Origin of the sequence: Mesorhizobium sp. RIZ17 (assembly GCF_051127865.1) — a bacterium.
Taxonomy (GTDB): Bacteria; Pseudomonadota; Alphaproteobacteria; order Rhizobiales; family Rhizobiaceae; genus Mesorhizobium; species Mesorhizobium humile.
Genome location: NZ_CP147861.1, coordinates 6138966 through 6156693, shown reverse-complemented (window position 1 = coordinate 6156693; position 17728 = coordinate 6138966). Strand labels below are relative to the sequence as shown.

At 62.4% G+C, this 17728-nt stretch carries 20 protein-coding genes and 1 tRNA gene; 12 read left to right on the top strand and 9 right to left on the bottom strand.

Annotation, left to right across the window (positions count from 1 at the left end; all coding sequences use genetic code 11):
- The first annotated feature begins 176 nt into the window (after nt 1–176).
- Nucleotides 177–329, top strand: a complete 153-nt coding sequence (locus WDX12_RS30005) for a hypothetical protein (protein ID WP_434723035.1) — start codon at nt 177–179, stop codon at nt 327–329.
- A 56-nt stretch (nt 330–385) separates the two neighbouring features.
- On the opposite strand, the gene WDX12_RS30000 is transcribed toward WDX12_RS30005, so the two are convergent.
- The 5 genes from WDX12_RS30000 to WDX12_RS29980 form a co-directional block, all read right to left on the bottom strand.
- A complete protein-coding gene (locus tag WDX12_RS30000) occupies nt 386–610 on the bottom strand; it encodes a hypothetical protein (protein WP_434725729.1) in 225 nt (74 codons plus the stop codon).
- A 192-nt stretch (nt 611–802) separates the two neighbouring features.
- The gene (locus tag WDX12_RS29995) at nt 803–985 is read right to left on the bottom strand and encodes a hypothetical protein (RefSeq protein WP_434723034.1); all 183 of its coding nucleotides are present in this window, start codon (nt 983–985) and stop codon (nt 803–805) included.
- Nucleotides 982–1296: a hypothetical protein gene (locus WDX12_RS29990; protein WP_434723033.1), complete on the bottom strand. Its 315-nt coding sequence runs from the start codon at nt 1294–1296 to the stop codon at nt 982–984. The genes WDX12_RS29995 and WDX12_RS29990 overlap by 4 nt, the downstream gene beginning before the upstream one ends.
- Before the next feature lie 979 nt (nt 1297–2275).
- On the bottom strand, nt 2276–2491 hold the full coding sequence (locus tag WDX12_RS29985) for a hypothetical protein (protein WP_434723032.1): 216 nt from the start codon (nt 2489–2491) through the stop codon (nt 2276–2278).
- Nucleotides 2492–3230: 739 nt separating this feature from the next.
- On the bottom strand, nt 3231–3461 hold the full coding sequence (locus WDX12_RS29980; RefSeq protein WP_434723031.1) for a hypothetical protein: 231 nt from the start codon (nt 3459–3461) through the stop codon (nt 3231–3233).
- A 133-nt stretch (nt 3462–3594) separates the two neighbouring features.
- On the opposite strand from WDX12_RS29980, the gene WDX12_RS29975 reads away from it, so the two are divergent.
- Nucleotides 3595–3825 carry a hypothetical protein gene (locus WDX12_RS29975; RefSeq protein ID WP_434723030.1) on the top strand — a complete coding sequence of 77 codons (231 nt, stop codon included), beginning with the start codon at nt 3595–3597 and terminating at the stop codon, nt 3823–3825.
- 70 nt (nt 3826–3895) lie between these two features.
- Here WDX12_RS29975 and WDX12_RS29970 read toward each other — a convergent pair whose 3' ends face one another.
- Nucleotides 3896–4747, bottom strand: coding sequence for a hypothetical protein (locus tag WDX12_RS29970; RefSeq protein WP_434723029.1), 852 nt, complete (start codon nt 4745–4747; stop codon nt 3896–3898).
- A gap of 483 nt (nt 4748–5230) precedes the next feature.
- Between WDX12_RS29970 and WDX12_RS29965 the strand changes: the two genes are divergently transcribed.
- From WDX12_RS29965 to WDX12_RS29950, 4 genes are all read left to right on the top strand, one after another.
- Complete coding sequence (locus WDX12_RS29965) at nt 5231–5917, top strand: hypothetical protein (RefSeq protein ID WP_434723028.1); 687 nt, start codon at nt 5231–5233, stop codon at nt 5915–5917.
- Between the two features lie 2 nt (nt 5918–5919).
- Nucleotides 5920–6363 (top strand): hypothetical protein, encoded by a 444-nt coding sequence (locus tag WDX12_RS29960; RefSeq protein ID WP_434723027.1) that lies wholly within the window; start codon nt 5920–5922, stop codon nt 6361–6363.
- Entirely contained in the window at nt 6360–6608 is a 249-nt protein-coding gene (locus tag WDX12_RS29955; RefSeq protein WP_434723026.1) for a hypothetical protein, read from the top strand. Before WDX12_RS29960 ends, WDX12_RS29955 begins: the two co-directional genes overlap by 4 nt.
- A 335-nt stretch (nt 6609–6943) precedes the next feature.
- The gene (locus WDX12_RS29950) at nt 6944–7288 is read left to right on the top strand and encodes a hypothetical protein (RefSeq protein WP_434723025.1); all 345 of its coding nucleotides are present in this window, start codon (nt 6944–6946) and stop codon (nt 7286–7288) included.
- 154 nt (nt 7289–7442) lie between these two features.
- Here the strand turns inward: WDX12_RS29950 and WDX12_RS29945 are convergent.
- The 3 genes from WDX12_RS29945 to phaC form a co-directional block, all read right to left on the bottom strand.
- Nucleotides 7443–7517 (bottom strand) — tRNA-Glu (locus WDX12_RS29945).
- A 470-nt stretch (nt 7518–7987) separates the two neighbouring features.
- Nucleotides 7988–9103, bottom strand: coding sequence for a D-Ala-D-Ala carboxypeptidase family metallohydrolase (locus WDX12_RS29940; RefSeq protein WP_434723024.1), 1116 nt, complete (start codon nt 9101–9103; stop codon nt 7988–7990).
- A 368-nt stretch (nt 9104–9471) separates the two neighbouring features.
- Nucleotides 9472–11307 carry a class I poly(R)-hydroxyalkanoic acid synthase gene (gene phaC / locus WDX12_RS29935; RefSeq protein ID WP_434723023.1) on the bottom strand — a complete coding sequence of 612 codons (1836 nt, stop codon included), beginning with the start codon at nt 11305–11307 and terminating at the stop codon, nt 9472–9474.
- A gap of 97 nt (nt 11308–11404) precedes the next feature.
- On the opposite strand from phaC, the gene WDX12_RS29930 reads away from it, so the two are divergent.
- The 6 genes from WDX12_RS29930 (at nt 11405) to recJ (ending at nt 17715) form a co-directional block, all read left to right on the top strand.
- The gene (locus tag WDX12_RS29930) at nt 11405–11812 is read left to right on the top strand and encodes a hypothetical protein (RefSeq protein WP_434723022.1); all 408 of its coding nucleotides are present in this window, start codon (nt 11405–11407) and stop codon (nt 11810–11812) included.
- A gap of 49 nt (nt 11813–11861) precedes the next feature.
- Nucleotides 11862–13079, top strand: coding sequence for an LL-diaminopimelate aminotransferase (locus WDX12_RS29925; protein WP_434723021.1), 1218 nt, complete (start codon nt 11862–11864; stop codon nt 13077–13079).
- 42 nt (nt 13080–13121) lie between these two features.
- Nucleotides 13122–14435 (top strand): homoserine dehydrogenase, encoded by a 1314-nt coding sequence (locus tag WDX12_RS29920; protein WP_434723020.1) that lies wholly within the window; start codon nt 13122–13124, stop codon nt 14433–14435.
- Nucleotides 14436–14652: 217 nt separating this feature from the next.
- Nucleotides 14653–15636, top strand: coding sequence for a class II fructose-bisphosphatase (gene glpX / locus WDX12_RS29915; RefSeq protein ID WP_434723019.1), 984 nt, complete (start codon nt 14653–14655; stop codon nt 15634–15636).
- 72 nt (nt 15637–15708) lie between these two features.
- Nucleotides 15709–15930 carry a DUF6434 domain-containing protein gene (locus tag WDX12_RS29910; RefSeq protein WP_434723018.1) on the top strand — a complete coding sequence of 74 codons (222 nt, stop codon included), beginning with the start codon at nt 15709–15711 and terminating at the stop codon, nt 15928–15930.
- Nucleotides 15931–17715, top strand: coding sequence for a single-stranded-DNA-specific exonuclease RecJ (gene recJ / locus WDX12_RS29905; protein ID WP_434723017.1), 1785 nt, complete (start codon nt 15931–15933; stop codon nt 17713–17715).
- Nucleotides 17716–17728 lie beyond the last annotated feature (13 nt).

The following is a 17728-nucleotide window of genomic DNA, read 5'->3' as shown; positions in this document are numbered from 1 at the left end:
AACCGCTCCTAGGAAAAGGGCGTCTCCACCTGTCATATGCCTTGTCCACCAGCGGCGTCTTCCGCTTCGGCCGCTACGTTTCGGCAATATTTTAGTTTACCAATATCTCCATAGCAGCTTGACGGGATCAGAAAAGCAGAACAAGTTGCACCCCCGTTCAACCAAGGGGGGTGTAAATGCGCATATTCTTCGTCGTGGCGCTGTTACTCAGCGCTGTTTCGGCTTCCACAGTATCTTTCGCAGGCAACTGCCAGCATGACTACGATACGGCGGCCGATGGTTCGCGGTGTGGTGATCGTTCGGCAGACAGCCGCGACGGCGGCAACTGACAAACCGCATAGAGTTGCACAGGCCCGCTGGCTTCGGTCGGCGGGCTTTTTGCGGTTCAGCCCTTGATGCTCGGTGCCGGCGGCTTAGGCGTTCCGTTGAACGACAGCCGCTCGATCGTGGCGACAATTGCGACCGACAATGCCTCGGCTTCGTCCATGAGCGTCGGGCCATAATGGCCCTTCACCTGCTCCTCGCTCATCAGCACGCCCGGCGGGCAATGCTCCTCGATCGTGGCGCGGATGATGCGCAGTGCGGCGCGGCAAGCAGGGTCGTTTTCCATAACCAAATAAACATTCAATTTTGCTAAATTGTTCCCGGAACCAAGATATCGGTCGCGCCTTGAATCGCTTTGCTGTTGGGGTCGTGCGTGCGTCTGGCCGCAGCCACGAGGGCAGGCCCTGATGCCGCTGCTTGCCTTCCTGGCATCTATCGCCGTCGTCGGCGCATTGCTATTCCACGGCTAGCGGACGTTTCAGGTGTCCAGTTCAAGCGGCTCGTGGCCAGGCTTCTCGTGCCAGATGACTTGGCGAAGGTCACGCAAGTCGATCATCTGCCCGCAGGCGCCGCATTTATGGAAATGGTCGCGTGCGTCGGACGGCTCATTGCCGTGCATCTTGCCAACGATGGGCGGGCCGAGGTCGGAAAGCTTGGTCATGTCGCCTTGTCCACCAGTGGCGTTTTCCGCTTCGGCGGCACGTAGCGCGTGACCAGCCGCAGCGTATCGGCACTCACCGTCACCGGGACGCCGAGATTGACTGTGACCTTGCCGGCCTCGTCATCGACGTGGGTGACGTCGCCGACAAGCTCTATCGGCTGGCCCTGCTTCACCTTTGTCGTTCGGTCGACGATCGAATGCGGCTGGCCATAGGACGGGATCGAGACGCTCACCCGGTCTTCGGTGACGCGCCGTCGCACAGTCGCAGTGATGGCGACCTCGTCGCCGATGTTGAAGCTGCCCTTCGCCATCTCGATGAGTCTGGAGCGGCTGAAGCCTTCGTCAAGCTAGTTCTAATGTATATAAATTCGTCTGCAACCAATCCTGCGTCGGCGGATTGTAGCAGCAAGTGGTCGATCCCTTCAGGGGTGCAGCCGCGAAGAGAAAATCGCAGGAGCCCGTCGCCAATCCCCTCCCGAGTGGCGGCGGGCTTTTCTCATACAAAAAATTTACGAGGATGACGGGAACTCAGCGTTGACCATTGTGGTTAATTGCGCGGCGCCGCGCTACCCTGTGTCCTGCAGCCATCCCATCGCGCGACGCCGACAGGCAACGCTTTGGAAGGCCCGCTCACCTTAAGCCCTAGGTGGCGGGCCTTTCAGCGCCACGCCCATTGCCGAAGTGGACGCCTTTGCCCTCGATCGCGGGCGGCCCGGCAGGCTGGGGGGTAGGCCAGCAAACGCCGGGCCTAACCGGCGGGGCTCGGGGGCGAGACATAGCGCCGGCTGATCCTAATCTACACCCCTGCCGAGATGATCCGCACCATCCATAAGGATGACGGTGGGAGTAGGGCGCTATGGTCTGAGCGGGACAGCCGTGTCCCTTCGCGACCGGGCCATCCGCCGAGCTGGCGAATTGCTCAAGCAGATTGAACCAGGACAAGGGGAGAGACCGGAAACGGACTGTCGGCACCGACACCCCGTTGCGCGGCGATGTAGCGGCGCAGGCTGGAATGTCGCCGAGAATGGTGAATTGCCGATAGCCCGCCGCTGGTGTGCCCCCACACCTAGCGACGGGCTAAGGGTGGCCGGGCGCCTCTCTTTTGGAGATTGCCTAAGCGTGCGCCCTGCCTGGCGAACCGTGGTCCGCCGCATATGCAAAGTAGCTAAAACATCTGTGATCGACATGGTGTGATCGCGTAAGCCCTTGGCAGGCGCACCCAGGGCTCTTATTTCGAGACTCGGATGGGGCGACCTCCTGGAGGCCGCTTTGGGCAAGGAATATCCATTTTCAGAGGGCACGCTGGGAGGCAAACTGGCCGCCGGCACAGGCTTGTCCGTTCACTGCCTCGGTTGCCGGCGCCGCGCGGTTCTTGATGTCGCCGAGCTGGTCAAACGGTTCGGCCCGGACCAGCCTTGCCTTCATTGGGATCTGCTGAAAATCATATACTGCCACGAGTGCCGAGCCGCCGGCCGGGACGACCGGAATCTGCAGTTCACCAATCATGCCGTGACGCCAGAGCAACGCAAGGCCTGAACCGTGACGGCTGTTTCTTCGTAACCTTCCGTAAACCAGCGATACATTAGAATTCTCTAATGCGATTTGCCTTGCTACTCTTTTGTTGGGCTGCATTCCTTGGCTGGGATTTGGCGGCCAACGACGGTGCACTCGTGCAAGCAATCGGCACCCGGATTTTTCATCTCATCCATCTGACAGGACTCGTCTGATGTCCGTTTCAATGACCCCAAGGGCGGCGCCCACACAGCCAGCTCGGCCATCCAGGCGCACTCCTCCATGCCAATCATTTCCCGCTGCCCCGGCGTGCGCCGCAATCAAACAGCGGGGCCTCCTCAAATTCTAACTATCGGGGAAGCGCACTAGAAAGCACGTGCGGTAACAGTTGATTCAACCATTGCTGGTATATTTAGGCGAGTGTGGCGGCTCCGACAGTGCGGCGGGGGCTGGGTTGCCGGAGCCGCCTACGCGGCCAGGGGTAGTTGACCGCGCTGTCTCAGAATAGGACAGCGCGGTCTACGATTGGTTAATCGAACATTCAATTTCGCTAAAATGTTACCGGGCGGTGAAAACCAGCCCCTTGCTCTCGGGGACGATGCACCGACAGAATCACCAGGCGGCCTGCCGCCGATCATATCCCGGATGCCTACGGACCAGCCCAGCAGTTCGGACGCGCAAGCGCAACCATGCCCACGCGAGACGGATCAGGGACCCCTATCAGTCGCATGGTCTAACCCTCGTCATCTTCGGCTAGGTATTCTCTGACGCTTCCGAAGTCGCGGTACATCCCGCCGTCTGGATGCTTTTTCTCATGCCAGGCGATCGACCAATAGCCGGTCTCCTGAAGATCCTCCATCGCGCGGACTCGATCAGCAACAGATGGGAATTGCTGTTTGAGAAGCGCGTTGACCGCATCCACCCCGCCCAGCCGAAAGGCTTGCAGGCATATGTCGTGAAACATTGTCTTATCCCCGCAAGACTTGCAGGAGCAGCATTGCGCAACTATTGCGCGCGCGCAAGCAGGCTCCCCGAAGGGAGCGGCTTGACGATTTCAGCGAGTGGCCGGCAGGATCTGCCTCCGATGGAGGTGGAGCATGAAACGTAGGCCCGGCAAAAGCGGATTCGTCAAACTTCTCGCCACCGAGACGACCTTGCTTTCGGCCGATCCGCTTATCGGGCTGATCGAACTAGAGACCGATACCGGCACGATCAATCTGGCCATGAACAGGATCGTCGCCGAGCGGCTTCTTTCTGCCGTTATTGAGTTCTTGCAAGCGGGCGAGGGAGATGACGCGCCAACATTTGCGGTCGAGCGGTCGCAATAGGCAGTCAATAAACGCGCGTCGTCAGACCCGCCCGCTGGGAAGATAGGGGCGGGTCCTTCTAAAGTTACTTCTAAGCAGCGACCCGCAGATGAAGTCGGCGCTTTTTCGTTTTGCGGAACCAGACGACGGCCAACGCCTTCCAAAACGGCCAGCGATGAGCGTGGCTCATCACCTTTGCGTCGTCCTCTGCCGTTAGAAAAAGTTCGCTAATGGCGGTGGTTAGATCCTGTGGTTCGAACTTTTGGCAATAGTCCTTGTTTGTCATCAGGTACTCTGCGGCCCGAATATGGTGTCCGGTGACCGGCGCCAAATCTGCGTTCGCCAGCACTTCGAGGATGCGGCGCGCTCCCATGGCGGTCTGGCGTTCAACGAGTCCACTTACCGTGGTCACTGCTATGGTCTCGCGAGCCCGATAGCGGCCATTCCCTGCAGGGCCTTTCAGAACTGTCACACCCGCACGCTGGCAGACTTGTTCCACCGTGACCGCGTCTTCATCCTGCGCAACCACCGCTGCTTGATGCAATTGCAGCGGTGTCACAGCAAGCCTGTCGGTATTTTGACCAACAAAAGCCGCCGCCTGTGCTGATGTCTCCGGCGCATCCACAATCATCACCGGGATGAGGTCGACATTCGGGTTGCTCGCGGCCGCGATAGCCGTGTGCTGGCCATCCAAGACCATAAGCACACGTTTGCCCTCGTGTTGGCCATATGCGCAGATCGGAGGCTTAAACCTGGTCCAGCAGAAGCGCTGGATCATTCTTCTGATCTGGCGATGGCCTCGCTCGCCGATCGATCGCTGGTAGGAGCCGTCGACAAATAGCTCTTGGGGGTCGACCAACTCGCACTTGGGCAGAGCCGTCAAAGGCATTGCAGGTTTGAGCCCGGTGGTGTCGATGGGGGCAATAGGGCGGATGTCAGACACTGGTTTACTCCTCGCTTTGATACGCAGGAGAAGGAATCTTTCTGGATGGTTAAAAGACCAGCGGTTAGGCGCCTAGACCCCCGTAATCCTTGCTCTCTGCACCCGCTATCCACCACCGGGCCTACTGTTTTGTGTGAAGCTGAACACCTGGCCGCCCATGATTCAGAAACTCGACGCCTCGCGCCTCCAAAACCCGTTGCACTGCTTGGACGTTTTGGGCTCGCCCCGCAATCGGTCCACTCCCCGCCGCTTCCATGCTGCGAATGGTGTTCACGTTTACGCCGGCCAGGTCCGCGACTTCCTTCTGCTCGATCCCTATCAATGCCCGAGCGGCCTTCAATTGATTTCCGGTCGTAAGCATGTGTCCCTCTCAAAAACGCCTTTTCCAGTTATCACACCTAGAAACCCGTTGACAATCACCGCGCCTCGTTTTAGGTTACCAGACATAGTAAATCAGTTCTGATAACCAAAACGGAGAATTGCATGCCGAACACCCCTGTTCGGGCAGCCGCCGAAGGCATGCCCAATGTCAACCGCCGCAACGCGCTCACCTTCCTGTCCGCCGGCATGGCCGCTGCCGCGATGGCGCCGTCAGCTGTTGCTGCTTCCGCGCCGGCCTCCACGGTCAACCACGCTCTATCCGCCTACAAGGCGGCTGAGGACCACTACAGCATCTGCCAGAACCGCGAGACTTCGATCACCGAAGCGCTCGGAGAAAAGCTGTTCCCGAAGTGGACGATGCCGGGCGGCGTTTCGTCCCGGTGGACACATGTCCCGCTGGTATTCCGCGCATCCAAAGCCCTTGAAAGCGAGATAGCGCGCAAGCGAGTGCAGGTCGCCAAGTCGTTCGCCGACGGGCTGATGAACCGTTCGGCTTATGACCACTGGATGAAGGATCTCACGGAGCAAGGCGATATCGGAATGGCTTCACTCCGAGAGCAGGAAGCCGTCATCGAGGCGAGTGGCTACAACGATGCCTATCAACAGGCTGACGATGCCTTCTATGTGGCGCGAGACGCCTTTCTGGCAGTGCTGGCCGTTCCCTGCCAGGCCATCGAAGAAGTTCGCGCCAAGGCGGCCTGTGTCATCAGTGGCTACAACCGCTTGGGTCTCGAACTGGATGGGGACGACCTCGTGACCTGCATGTCGTCGCTCTGCGGTGAAGCGTGACCATGGGCGAGGTTGTTGCTTTCCGCCTTAGGCCGGCGCCTGTCGTCAAGGATGACCTCGCCGAGATTATCGACTGGATCAAGCCGGCAAGCGACTGGTGGACCGGCTCGATGCAAATTCAACTCTCGTATCACGCGTACATGCTCGCGGACTATCGGCGCGTCATAATCTATCGCGAACATGGCAGGCACACGGATGCCGGGAGGGCCGCGAGCGAATTGACGGACAAGGCCCGGAAGGCGTGGCTGCTTGCCGGGCTTCGGCAGATATTCATCCCCGCTGAAGCCGTCCGTCACCTTCGCTGGAAGCAGAACTGGCTGCGGCAGCATGGGGGCGGCACTCCTGAGACGGCTCTGGCTATTGCCAGTGATGAAGCCTCACTGGTGGATCGTCTGCAAGCCGTCGCGCGCCAGCAGGCCGGCCGCAGGAAGGCGGTACGTGGATGAACGCGCCAGTCATTTTTGACCAGAACGTCCGGCGAGCCGTTGAAGATGAGATCGAGCGGCTGATTGGGCTGCTGGATGTGATGGACTCTGACCCTGATCTTGAACCGTGGCTTGCGGGCGGGATCGAAGTTGTAGGCAAGGATGATAGAGAGGGCGACGACGAGCGAGAGCTTGACGATGAGCGCGAGGATGACCACGCCGAGCGCGACTTCCCGGGCTTTATTTTGGGCGGGCAGGGGATCTAAGTCATACTCACCGGCAAAGAACAGGCATGATCCCGGAGGCATAGGCATCCAGGGCCCTTTTCATTTCTCTGGGCCGTCCTCATATTCGGCGAATGCAACTTTGGGGGGCATGCGACGACATGGTTCAGTTTTGCGTTGACATTGCAGAGGGATCACCCTGCGGGGTCTGCAATGAGACAATACCGCTTCAGGTCGACGAGTGCCCAAAATGCTCGACGCCCATTCACCGCCTCACCTTCACCGAATTCATCAGGCAATTGGAACACAGACGCATCACTGACGCACGTCATGGCGGGCTGGTGGTTGGCAGGCACGGATCTGCCGATGACATTCCGATGTACATCTTCTTGGGTGGGGGGATTTTTGAGCTAACTGGGTTGATGCATGGCGGCGAGTTCATTGTCTCGCGTGAGGCCACCGCGAAACATTTGCCGACCCTTGAAACGATTAATTCGGAGAAGGGGGTAGCCGCTGCTGAGGATGTCCCGCTCCGCTATTCTCCGATTGCATCGGTCATTAACACTAACCTGATGCCTGCAGGTGGCGCCCTCTGGATCGATCCTGGTCAATTCATCATCAATGGATTTGCCACAGCAAAACACCTCGAAACGCTTGAAAAGCTGAATGCTGACGGCAATCCTGAGAGCCTGTCATCGATCGCCATCGGCACGATGGTATGACGGCAGGAACTGCCGCGCCTGATCAAGTGTCCGAAGGGGCAGTTGACAGCGGGATTCGCCGAATCGTGCGGGAACGTCCGCCGAAATGCGGGGCCGCTTATTGCACCGTTATTTAACGGAATGGATTGCGATGGCGCTAACTCGTTGAAAAGACTGGTACGCCCAAGGGGAATCGAACCCCTGTTACCGCCGTGAAAGGGCGGTGTCCTAACCGCTAGACGATGGGCGCGCTCAGACGAAGCGGCTTATAATTGCGTTGTTGCCAACCGGCAACCCATCTGCCGCCACATGCGACAACTTTTTTCAAAAGGGGCAAAAAGCGCTCCGCCAATACGCTAGGCGTGGTTTCCGACTCCACTTGATCGTGCAGCTTGGAGATCGACTGCAACGCCCCTCGCGATCGTCATTCTATGGCGGAGCAAGGAGCGAAGCGACGCGCGCAGACCATAGAATCCATTCCGTGACGATGACGCGCCGCAACGGTGCAGAATCTGCGCCGCTGCACTCTTAGGCCAAGGTCACGGAATGGATCCTCGGGTCTGCGCGTCCGCTTCGCTCCCGCTCCGCCCGTGGATGACGAAGTTCGGACGGGCTTCGGCTAATCGCCAATGTCTGTGGTGGCGTTTTGAAACTAATGTTGACGGCAATCGGCCTTCAACCGATCAAACCTGCTATGCCCACGAGGCCAAGCCGAAGGGCTCAGCCGTCCTCGCCACCGCCGCTGCGCCTGCGGCAGCGCCAGTTCCAGTCGCGTTCGGGACCGACGTCGATGTGGACGGATTCTGTATGGCAGTAAGTGCCGACGCCGCCGCGGCCGGGCATCGAGCGGACATAGCTCGCCAGGTCCCACTTCGACACGCCGGGCAACTGGATGTCGGCGGCCGCGCAATACATATGCAGCGAGTTCTTGGCGCCGTTGGCGCGGCGGTTGCGCGAAGGATCGCGGTAGCCGGAGGTGACGATCATCTTGCGGCCGAAATGGCCCTCGATCGTTTTCAGCACCCGCACCAGCGACGGCTTGAGGCAGGCGACGTCGACGCTTTCGTTCTGCTTCAAAAGGCCATTGGGCGCGAGCCTGGCCATGCCGGCGGCCGACGCTACCTGGTAGGAACCGCCGCCCTCGTCCTCATTGAGGTCCACGTCGCTTTCGTCGTCGATGCCGGACTTGCGCTTGATCTCGAACAGCGCGGTCTGGCGCACGCCGGGGAGCGCGTCGGCACCGGTGATGTGATTGGCCGGGTCGTCGATCGAAGCCAGTTGCACCGGCTTGTCGGCCGGGGTGGCCGAGGCCAGCGTCACGATCGGCTTGGCCGGCGCCGTCGTCTTGGCCTGCGCCGCGGGTTGCTCGCCGGAGCGCGCATTGTTGATCAGGGGGGCGGGTGCGGCCGAAGCCGGGGTGGTGCTGAACAGCGAGGCGAACAGGCTCTTCTTCGGCGCGGCGACCTGCGGCTGCGCCGGTTCGCCCGCGGTCACATAGACGCCGTTGCTCATGGCCTGCGTGGTCGCCTGAGCCTTCGATGCGATGGCGGCGGCATCGCCGGCGGCGACCTGCTGGGCGACGCCCTGCGTCTGTTCCGCCGTCTGCGCCTGCTGAACCAGCGGTTGGGGTGTGCTGCCGGTAATAGCGGTGGAGCCCGCCGGCAAGGCGACGGTCGGGAAGGCGGCTTGCGGCCGCGTCTCCGGCACATAGGCGACCTTTTCGGGTAGGGGCGTATCGCCCGCGCTCATCACGGTCGCCGTCGCCTCGGCGGGAGCCGATGCCTGCAACGACGAATCGGACGCGGTCCCGGTCTTGGCGCCAGATGTCGCGCTCATTTCGGTCGCGGTTGAATTGTAGGCGGGCGAAACGACCGACATCGTCGGGTCGCCGGTCGACGTGCAAGAGGCCAGGAGCACGGAAAAAAGCGCCGCCGCAATGCTGCGGCTTTCCCTTCGTGCAAGACGCCAACCTGCTGATTTCAAAACAAATTCCCCCTCGGTATCCGGTCGGTTCGTTATCGCGGCGCCACTCCAGAACCGGGCCGCGATAACCCTCCTGTTCCCAACCGGAAACGGGACGTGTGTCGAATCTGCAAGCCTCGGAATTATTCTGCGTCGGAAGGTGATTTGAGGCCGCGGAACGATTGACGCCACCATTTCGCCCTGTTTTGGCGGCCCGTCAACTCACCAGACATTACAGCCCGTTACACGCGCACCTTGACATAGCTGCCCGGCGCATCTCCCAAGGTTTTCATACGCTTGCCGGGTTTGCGGGCGGGTACGCGGATGTCGTCCTGGTTCTCGATCCAGTGCTGCCAGTGTGTCCACCACGAGCCTGGATGCTCGTGCGCCGCGGCGAGCCATGCGTTGAAGTCCCCCACCGGCTTGCCGCCGGTCCAGTACTGATATTTCCTGGCGGCGGGCGGATTGACGACGCCCGCGATATGGCCGGAACCCGCCATCACATATTCGACGTCGCCGCCGAAAAATTGCGATCCCAGGAACACCGAAAGCGCCGGCGCGATGTGGTCTTCCTTCGTGGCCAGGTTGTAGACCGGGATCGTGATGTCGGCGAGCGAGACCTTGCGCCCGGCAAGCTCCATCACCCCGCGCGAGAGATTGTTCTCGAGATAGCAGTTGCGCAGATAGAAGGAGTGGTTGGCCGCCGCCATTCGCGTGGAATCGGAATTCCAGTAGAGCAGGTCGAAGGGAAGGGGCTCCTTGCCGCGCATATAGTTGTTGACGACATAGGGCCAGATCAGGTCGCCCGAGCGCAGCATGTTGAAGGCGGTCGCCATCTTGGTGCCATCCAGATAGCCCTTTTCGCTCATCGAGCGCTCGACCGCGGCGACCTGGTCCTCGTCGACGAACACCTTGAGGTCGCCGGCATAGGTGAAGTCGACCTGCGTGGTGAAGAAGGTGGCCGACTTGATGCGATGGTCGCCCTCTTGCGCCAGCAGGGCCAGCGCCGCGCCAAGCAGCGTGCCGCCGACGCAGTAGCCGATGGCGTTGACCTCCTTCTCTCCGGTGGCCTTCTCCACCATGTCGAGGCCGAATTGCAGGCCTTCGCGGATATAAGCCTCCCAGCCCTTGGCGCCGTGGCGCTCGTCCGGATTGATCCAGGAGATGACGAAGACGGTGTGGCCCTGCTCGATGGCCCAGCGGATGAAGGATTTCTGCGGGTTGAGGTCGAGAATATAGAACTTATTGATCCATGGCGGACAGATCAGCAGCGGCCGTTTCAGCACCGTCTCCGTCGCCGGGTCGTATTGGATGATCTCGGCGACGTCGCTGCGGCCGATGACCTTGCCGGGCGTGGTGGCGATGTTCTTGCCGATTTCGAACGGCGTGTAATCCGCCTGGCGCAACTTCAGGTCGCCTCGGCCGGCGGCGATGTCCTCGGCCAGCATCTTCATGCCACGCACGAGGTTCTCGCCGTTCGAGGCCATGGTCTCGCGGAACAGCTCCGGGTTGGTCAGGATGAAGTTCGACGGCGCGATCGCGTTAGACACCTGCTTGACGTAGAAGCTCGCCTTGTGGCGCGTGTGCTCGTCCAGGCCCTCGGCATGCTCGACCAACTCGTTCGCCCAGCGCGAGGTGACGAGATAGGCCTGCTTGAGGAAATCGAAGAAGGCGTTGCGGCCCCACTCCGGGTCCTGGAAGCGCTTGTCGCCGCGCTCGGGCTGGACCGCGTCCTGCGGCGCTTCGGCGTTGGGATTGACCTTTTGGATGGCGTTCGCCCAGACAGTCATATAGCCGGCGAACAGTCGCGTCTGCGCTTCGAGCGCGCGTTGCGGGTCGCCCAGCCAGTATTCCGAGAGCTTGGAGAAAGTCTTGACCATGTCGACGACGGGCTCGGCGACATGATCGCGCACTTCGCCCTTCTCGCGCGGTTCGGTCCAGGCGGAAGCCGCCTTGCCGGCCTGCTCGATCATGCGCGCCATGTTCAAGGCAAAACGCTCGGGGTCCTTCACCAGATATTGCTCGATGGCCGAAGGTCCGCCATCTTCCGCTTTGTCCGAATCGTCAGGTTTGGACATGGTTCGCGGGGTTCCTGCCGGAGCGTTTTCTTGACATATTACCATGGGACATCTGACCGGGTCCAATTCGCTGTAACCCGGCTGCCAGGAAAACAATATGACGATTAATGTTGGCGGGACTTTTTTTCTCAGGCCGGGTTCGATTTGCCGCATGGCGGTCGTGGCCGGGCTGGTCGGCGTCCTGCTGCCCGCCGGCGGCTGCACGAGCACCAGCACGAACAATGCGGCCCCGACGTCCCTGACCGAAGGCCCGAAGGACACCGGCTCCTATCCGAACCTCAATGTCCCGCCGCCGGTGGCCGCCAAGCAGCTCACCAAGGAAGAGACCGCTGCGAACCTCGCCCAGCTCAAGGCCGAGGAGCAGGCGCAGGCCGCCAAGGGCGGCAGCGTCAAGGCACCGGCGAATGCGGCAGCGCTCAACAAGCTTGCCAAGACGCATGGCGACGACACGCTGAAGCAGATCGAGGGCAAATGCGACCCTGCCCTCGACCCTAGCTGCAATTAGGTTTATATCGCGCGCCGAAAGCGCCCCCCTTTGATCGTCTGGAACTCCAATGGAAGAATTTCACAAGGTCCGCCGGCTTCCGCCTTACGTGTTCGAGCAGGTCAATCGGCTGAAGGCCAGCGCCCGTTCGCGCGGCGCCGACATCATCGACCTTGGCATGGGCAATCCGGACCTGCCGACGCCGAAGGCTATCGTCGACAAATTGTGCGAAGTGGTGCGCGATCCGCGCACGCATCGCTATTCCTCGTCGCGCGGCATTCCCGGCCTGCGCCGCGCCCAGGCGAATTATTATCAGCGCCGCTTCGGCGTGAAGCTCAACCCCGACACGCAAGTGGTGGCGACGCTCGGCTCGAAAGAGGGCTTCGCCAACATGGCGCAGGCGATCACCGCGCCCGGCGACGTCATCCTGTGCCCCAATCCGACCTATCCGATCCATGCTTTCGGCTTCATCATGTCGGGCGGGGTGATCCGCTCGCTTCAGGTCGAGCCCGATGACGGCTTCATTCCGGCGGTCGAGCGCGGCATCCGCCATTCGATCCCGAAGCCGCTGGCGCTGATCCTCAACTATCCGTCGAACCCGACGGCGCTCGTCGCCTCGCTCGACTTCTACAAGGACGTGGTCGCCTTCGCGAAGAAGAACGACATCATCATCCTGTCGGACCTCGCCTATTCGGAAATCTATTTCGACGGCAACCCGCCGCCGTCGGTGCTGCAGGTGCCGGGCGCGATGGATGTCTGCGTCGAGTTCACCTCGATGTCGAAGACCTTTTCCATGCCCGGATGGCGCATGGGCTTCGCGGTCGGCAACGAACGGCTGATTTCGGCGCTGACGCGGGTGAAGTCCTATCTCGACTACGGCGCGTTCACGCCGATCCAGGTGGCGGCGGCGCATGCGCTGAACGGCGACGGCGCCGACATCGAGGAGGTGCGCGAGGTCTACCACAAGCGGCGCGACGTGATGGTCGATTCCTTCAGCCGCGCCGGCTGGACTATTCCCGCGCCCGCAGCCTCGATGTTCGCCTGGGCGCCGATCCCGGAGCAGTTCCGTCATCTCGGCTCGCTCGAATTCTCCAAGCTGCTCATCGAGCATGCGGATGTCGCGGTGGCGCCGGGTGTCGGCTTCGGCGAGCATGGCGACGACTATGTGCGCGTGGCGCTGGTCGAGAACGAGCACCGGATCCGCCAGGCGGCACGCAACATCAAGAAGTTCCTCGCGACCACCGCCAAGCAGCCCAACAACGTGGTGCCGCTCACCGCTCGTCGCTGAGTTTGCCTTATATCCCGTAGAATTTGAGGGGCGTCGCCGGACATGGCTGAAGCGTTGCGTGTTGGAATTGCCGGCCTCGGCACGGTCGGCGCCTCGGTGGCGCGCGTGCTGCGCGACAAGGCGGCCGAGCTCACCCGCCAGTGCGGCCGCGACGTCGTCGTGACGGCCGTATCGGCCCGCGACCCGAAGCGCGACCGCGGCATCGATCTCAGCACCGCGAAATGGTTCGACGACCCGGTCAAGCTGGCCGAGAAGGCCGATATCGACGTCTTCGTCGAGCTGATCGGCGGCGACGAGGGGCCGGCGCGGCAGTCGGTGAAGGCGGCGCTCGAGGCCGGCCGCCATGTCGTCACCGCCAACAAGGCGCTGCTTGCCAAGCACGGCGTGCAGCTTGCCGAGATCGCCGAGAAGAAGGGCGTGCTGCTCAATTACGAGGCGGCGGTGGCCGGCGGCATCCCGGTCATCAAGACGATGCGCGAGGCGATGGCAGGCAACGCGGTGACGCGTGTCTTCGGCATCCTCAACGGTACCTGCAACTACATCCTGACCCGCATGGAGGCCGAAGGCATCTCCTTCGACGCCTGCCTGAAGGACGCGCAGCGGCTGGGTTACGCCGAGGCCGATCCGACCTTCGATATCGAGGGCCACGACACGGCGCACAAATTGTCGATCCTGACCAGCCTTGCGTTTGGGACGAAGATCGCCGCCGGTGACATCTACATGGAAGGCATCTCCAACATCACCCAGGCCGACATCCGCGCGGCGGGCGACCTCGGTTACCGCATCAAGCTGCTCGGCGTCGCGCAGCGCACCGACAGCGGCATCGAACAGCGCGTGCACCCGACCATGGTGCCGACGGCTTCGGTCATCGCGCAGGTGCATGGCGTCACCAACGCGGTGGCGATCGAGACCGATATCCTCGGTGAGCTCCTGCTCTCGGGTCCGGGCGCGGGCGGCAATGCCACCGCTTCGGCGGTCGTCGGCGACATTGCCGACATCGCCAAGAGCCGGCCAGGTTTCCAGCATGGGCCGGTCTTCGGCTGGCCGGCGAAGGAACTGAAGCCCTACAAGAAGGCGCAGATGCGCAGTCATGCCGGCGGCTATTTCATCCGGCTGACCGTGCATGACCGCACCGGCGTCTTCGCGGCCATAGCCAAGCGCATGGCCGACAACGACATCTCGCTGGAATCGATCGTCCAGCAGGCGGCTGGCGCCGAAACGAAGGCGCAGAAGACTGTCATCCTCGTTACCCACGAGACGACGGAAGCGGCGGTGCGCAAGGCCGTAGAAGGCATCACCAAGGACGGTCATCTGACCGACAAGCCGCAGGTGATCCGCATCGAGCGGGCCGAATAAGCCAAGTCCGTTTTTGCCTTCAATCGATTGATTTTGCTGTCATTTCGAAAAGTGACAGGCTGAGTCTTGCCGTTGTCATGGAGCTTTGCCAGAAGAAGCGCGCCTCTGGCGGGAGGCGGAGCAATTCCGGCGCTCGACCGTTCTGGAATTGCTCGAAGCAACAACTGGAGCGGCTCAGAACTGAACCGCTCTCATGACAACGAGGAACGCGTAATCCATGAACATCGCCCAGAACATCGTCGCTGGTCTCGACCGGATCCTTGCCATGGAAGTCGTGCGCGTCACCGAGCGTGCGGCGGTCGCGGCGGCAAGGCTGCGCGGGCGCGGTGACGAGAAGGCCGCCGACCAGGTGGCGGTCGACGCCATGCGCCATGAGCTCAACCGGTTGGCCATCAAAGGCACGGTGGTGATCGGCGAGGGCGAGCGCGACGAGGCGCCGATGCTCTATATCGGCGAGGAAGTCGGCACCGGCAAAGGTCCGGCCGTCGACATCGCGCTCGATCCGCTCGAAGGCACGACGATCTGCGCCAAGAACCTGCCCAACGCGCTGGCCGTCATCGCCATCGCGGAAAAGGGCAGCCTGCTGTTTGCGCCCGACGTCTACATGGACAAGATCGCCATTGGCCCCGGCTATCCCGAAGACCTGATCGACATCGACGCCTCGCCGGTCGAGAACCTCGCCAATCTGGCCAAGGCCAAGGGCGTCGGCGTCTCCGACATAACCGCCTGCATCCTCGACCGGCCGCGTCATGCCAGGCTGATCGACGCCGTACGCGCCACGGGCGCCGCGATCCGGCTGATCGGCGACGGCGATGTCGCGGGCGTCATCCACACCACTGATCCCGACGAAACCGGCATCGACATCTATCTCGGCACCGGCGGCGCGCCGGAGGGCGTGCTGGCGGCGGCTGCGCTGCGCTGTACCGGCGGACAGATGCAGGGCCGGCTGATCCTCGACACGCCCGAGAAGGTGGCGCGGGCGCAGAAGATGGGCATTTCCGACCCGAAGCGCGTCTATCGCGCCCAGGATATGGCGCGCGGCGACGTACTCTTCGCGGCGACCGGCGTCACCGACGGCAACCTCCTCGACGGAGTGAAGTTCGGCCGCACCTTCATTACCACGCACACGATCGTGCTGCGCTCGTCCTCGCGCACGGTGCGCGAGATCAAGGCGCGACACCAGGATCTGGATAAGTTCTAGACCTGCTTGCGAGGTCGGACCGCAGTTGTTAGCCATCTCAGCGACGACGATACCGGCTGCAGGGATCTGACGATGAAGGCGTTCGACTGGCGCGGATCCGATTTCGCGCGCCACGGTGATTACAAAATCCTATCGCAATACCCAGAATGTGCGCCGCTTCTCGCGCGCGAATACGGCAGTGCATTTCGGTTCGACCGCCCTTTCATGGCCTGGCTCAAGGATGGTACGGGAAAGTCCATGGGCGATGCGGCGGACGAATGGCTCCGCCGCCAGGCTGAAAAGCGGAAAGCGTAGTTGAGCGGCGAAAAGCGCCTCTTCCTCGATGTCAGGCAGTCGGCGACCGGTGTTTCCTGGGAACACCGGCTGACCGAGCGGCAGGACATGGCCGCCTTGGCCATCGCGCAGGGCCATGGCGTGCCCGACATCGTGGCGCGGGTGCTTGCCGGGCGCGGCGTCAGCGCCGAGCAGACCGAGCGCTTCCTCGATCCGACCATTCGCGAGCTCCTGCCAAATCCGGCGTCGCTGACTGACATGGAGAAAGCGGCGGCGAGGCTGGCCGATGCGGTCGTCGCCCACGAAAAAGTGGCGATCTTCGGCGACTATGACGTCGACGGCGCCGCGTCGTCGGCGCTCCTGAAACGCTTTCTCACGCATTTTTCGGCGCCGTCGGAAATCTACATCCCGGACCGCATCTTCGAGGGTTACGGACCCAATCCCGAAGCGATGCGGGAGCTGATCTCGCGCGGCGCGAAGCTGATCGTCACCGTCGACTGCGGCACCAACAGCGCGACCTCGATCGATGCGGCCAGAGAGGCCGGCGCCGATGTCGTGGTGCTCGACCATCACCAGGTCGGCGGCCCGCTGCCGGCCGCGGACGCCGTGGTCAATCCCAATCGCGAGGACGACCTGTCGGGGCAGGGGCATCTGTGCGCCGCCGGCGTCGTCTTCCTGTGCCTGGTGCAGACGGCGAAGGTGCTGCGCGAGAGGTTGCCGAATGCCGCGCCGGTCGATCTGCTTTCCATGCTCGATCTGGTGGCGCTGGCAACGGTCTGCGACGTCGTGCCGCTCACCGGGGTCAACCGCGCCTTCGTGGTCAAGGGGCTGCAGGTGTTGCGCCAGCAGAAGAATGAGGGGCTGGCGGCGCTGGCGCGGGTCTCGCGCATTGGCGAGCCGATCAACACCTTCCATCTGTCCTTCCTGATCGGCCCGCGCATCAATGCCGGCGGCCGCATTGGCGACGCCGCGCTCGGCAGCCGGCTTTTGGCCACCGACGATCCCGTCGAGGCGGCAAGCATTGCCGAGACGCTGGACCGGCTGAACCAGGAACGGCAGCAGATGGAGCAAGAGATGCTGGCGCAGGCCCGCGCCGAGGCCGATGCGGAGCTTGCCGGCGGCAACGGCCCGGCAGTCATCGTCACCGCCAGCAACACCTGGCATCCGGGCATCGTCGGGCTGATCGCTTCGCGGCTCAAGGACTATGCGCGCCGGCCGGCCTTTGCCATCGCCTTCAATTCGACCGGCATCGGCACGGGCTCCGGCCGTTCGGTGACCGGCTTCGATCTCGGTCGGCTGGTGCGCGAGGCAGCCGAGGCCGGGCTGATCGTCAAGGGCGGCGGCCATGCGATGGCCGCCGGCATCACCGTCGAGCGCGCCAAGCTCGGCGAATTGCGCGCCTTCTTCGAGGAGCGCGCCGCGGCCGACGTGTTCCGGCTGCAGAACGAGGAAAGCCTGGCGATCGACGGCGCCTTGGCTGCCGAGGGCGCCACGATCGCGCTGCTCGACGCGCTGGAGAAAGCCGGGCCATTCGGCGCCGGGCACATCGCGCCGGTATTCGTGCTGCCGCGGCACCGGCTGGCCGACGCGCGCGCGATCGGCACCAACCACATCCGGGTGGACCTGCAGTCGCAAAGCGGCGGCAACATTCAGGCCATCGCGTTCCGCGCCGTCGACACGGCGCTCGGCGAATTCCTGTTTAAAAACAGGGGCAGGACCGTGCACATCGCCGGTTCACTGTCGGGCAATTACTGGAACGGCAACCGCACGGTGCAGTTCCGCATCAGCGATGCGGCGCTGGCGTAACGACGATAGCGGG

Excerpts from the sequence above, each read along its gene's own strand:
- phaC (WP_434723023.1), bottom strand. The coding sequence starts at position 11,307 with ATGTCCAAACCTGACGATTCGGACAAAGCGGAAGATGGCGGACCTTCG.
- WDX12_RS30005 (WP_434723035.1), top strand. The coding sequence starts at position 177 with ATGCGCATATTCTTCGTCGTGGCGCTGTTACTCAGCGCTGTTTCGGCT.
- WDX12_RS29960 (WP_434723027.1), top strand. The coding sequence starts at position 5,920 with ATGGGCGAGGTTGTTGCTTTCCGCCTTAGGCCGGCGCCTGTCGTCAAG.
- WDX12_RS29920 (WP_434723020.1), top strand. The coding sequence starts at position 13,122 with ATGGCTGAAGCGTTGCGTGTTGGAATTGCCGGCCTCGGCACGGTCGGC.
- WDX12_RS29965 (WP_434723028.1), top strand. The coding sequence starts at position 5,231 with ATGCCGAACACCCCTGTTCGGGCAGCCGCCGAAGGCATGCCCAATGTC.
- WDX12_RS29925 (WP_434723021.1), top strand. The coding sequence starts at position 11,862 with ATGGAAGAATTTCACAAGGTCCGCCGGCTTCCGCCTTACGTGTTCGAG.
- WDX12_RS29975 (WP_434723030.1), top strand. The coding sequence starts at position 3,595 with ATGAAACGTAGGCCCGGCAAAAGCGGATTCGTCAAACTTCTCGCCACC.
- WDX12_RS29995 (WP_434723034.1), bottom strand. The coding sequence starts at position 985 with ATGACCAAGCTTTCCGACCTCGGCCCGCCCATCGTTGGCAAGATGCAC.
- WDX12_RS29950 (WP_434723025.1), top strand. The coding sequence starts at position 6,944 with ATGTACATCTTCTTGGGTGGGGGGATTTTTGAGCTAACTGGGTTGATG.
- glpX (WP_434723019.1), top strand. The coding sequence starts at position 14,653 with ATGAACATCGCCCAGAACATCGTCGCTGGTCTCGACCGGATCCTTGCC.
- WDX12_RS30000 (WP_434725729.1), bottom strand. The coding sequence starts at position 610 with ATGGAAAACGACCCTGCTTGCCGCGCCGCACTGCGCATCATCCGCGCC.
- WDX12_RS29985 (WP_434723032.1), bottom strand. The coding sequence starts at position 2,491 with ATGATTGGTGAACTGCAGATTCCGGTCGTCCCGGCCGGCGGCTCGGCA.
- WDX12_RS29940 (WP_434723024.1), bottom strand. The coding sequence starts at position 9,103 with ATGAGCGCGACATCTGGCGCCAAGACCGGGACCGCGTCCGATTCGTCG.
- WDX12_RS29910 (WP_434723018.1), top strand. The coding sequence starts at position 15,709 with ATGAAGGCGTTCGACTGGCGCGGATCCGATTTCGCGCGCCACGGTGAT.
- WDX12_RS29930 (WP_434723022.1), top strand. The coding sequence starts at position 11,405 with ATGACGATTAATGTTGGCGGGACTTTTTTTCTCAGGCCGGGTTCGATT.
- WDX12_RS29980 (WP_434723031.1), bottom strand. The coding sequence starts at position 3,461 with ATGTTTCACGACATATGCCTGCAAGCCTTTCGGCTGGGCGGGGTGGAT.
- WDX12_RS29990 (WP_434723033.1), bottom strand. The coding sequence starts at position 1,296 with ATGGCGAAGGGCAGCTTCAACATCGGCGACGAGGTCGCCATCACTGCG.
- WDX12_RS29955 (WP_434723026.1), top strand. The coding sequence starts at position 6,360 with ATGAACGCGCCAGTCATTTTTGACCAGAACGTCCGGCGAGCCGTTGAA.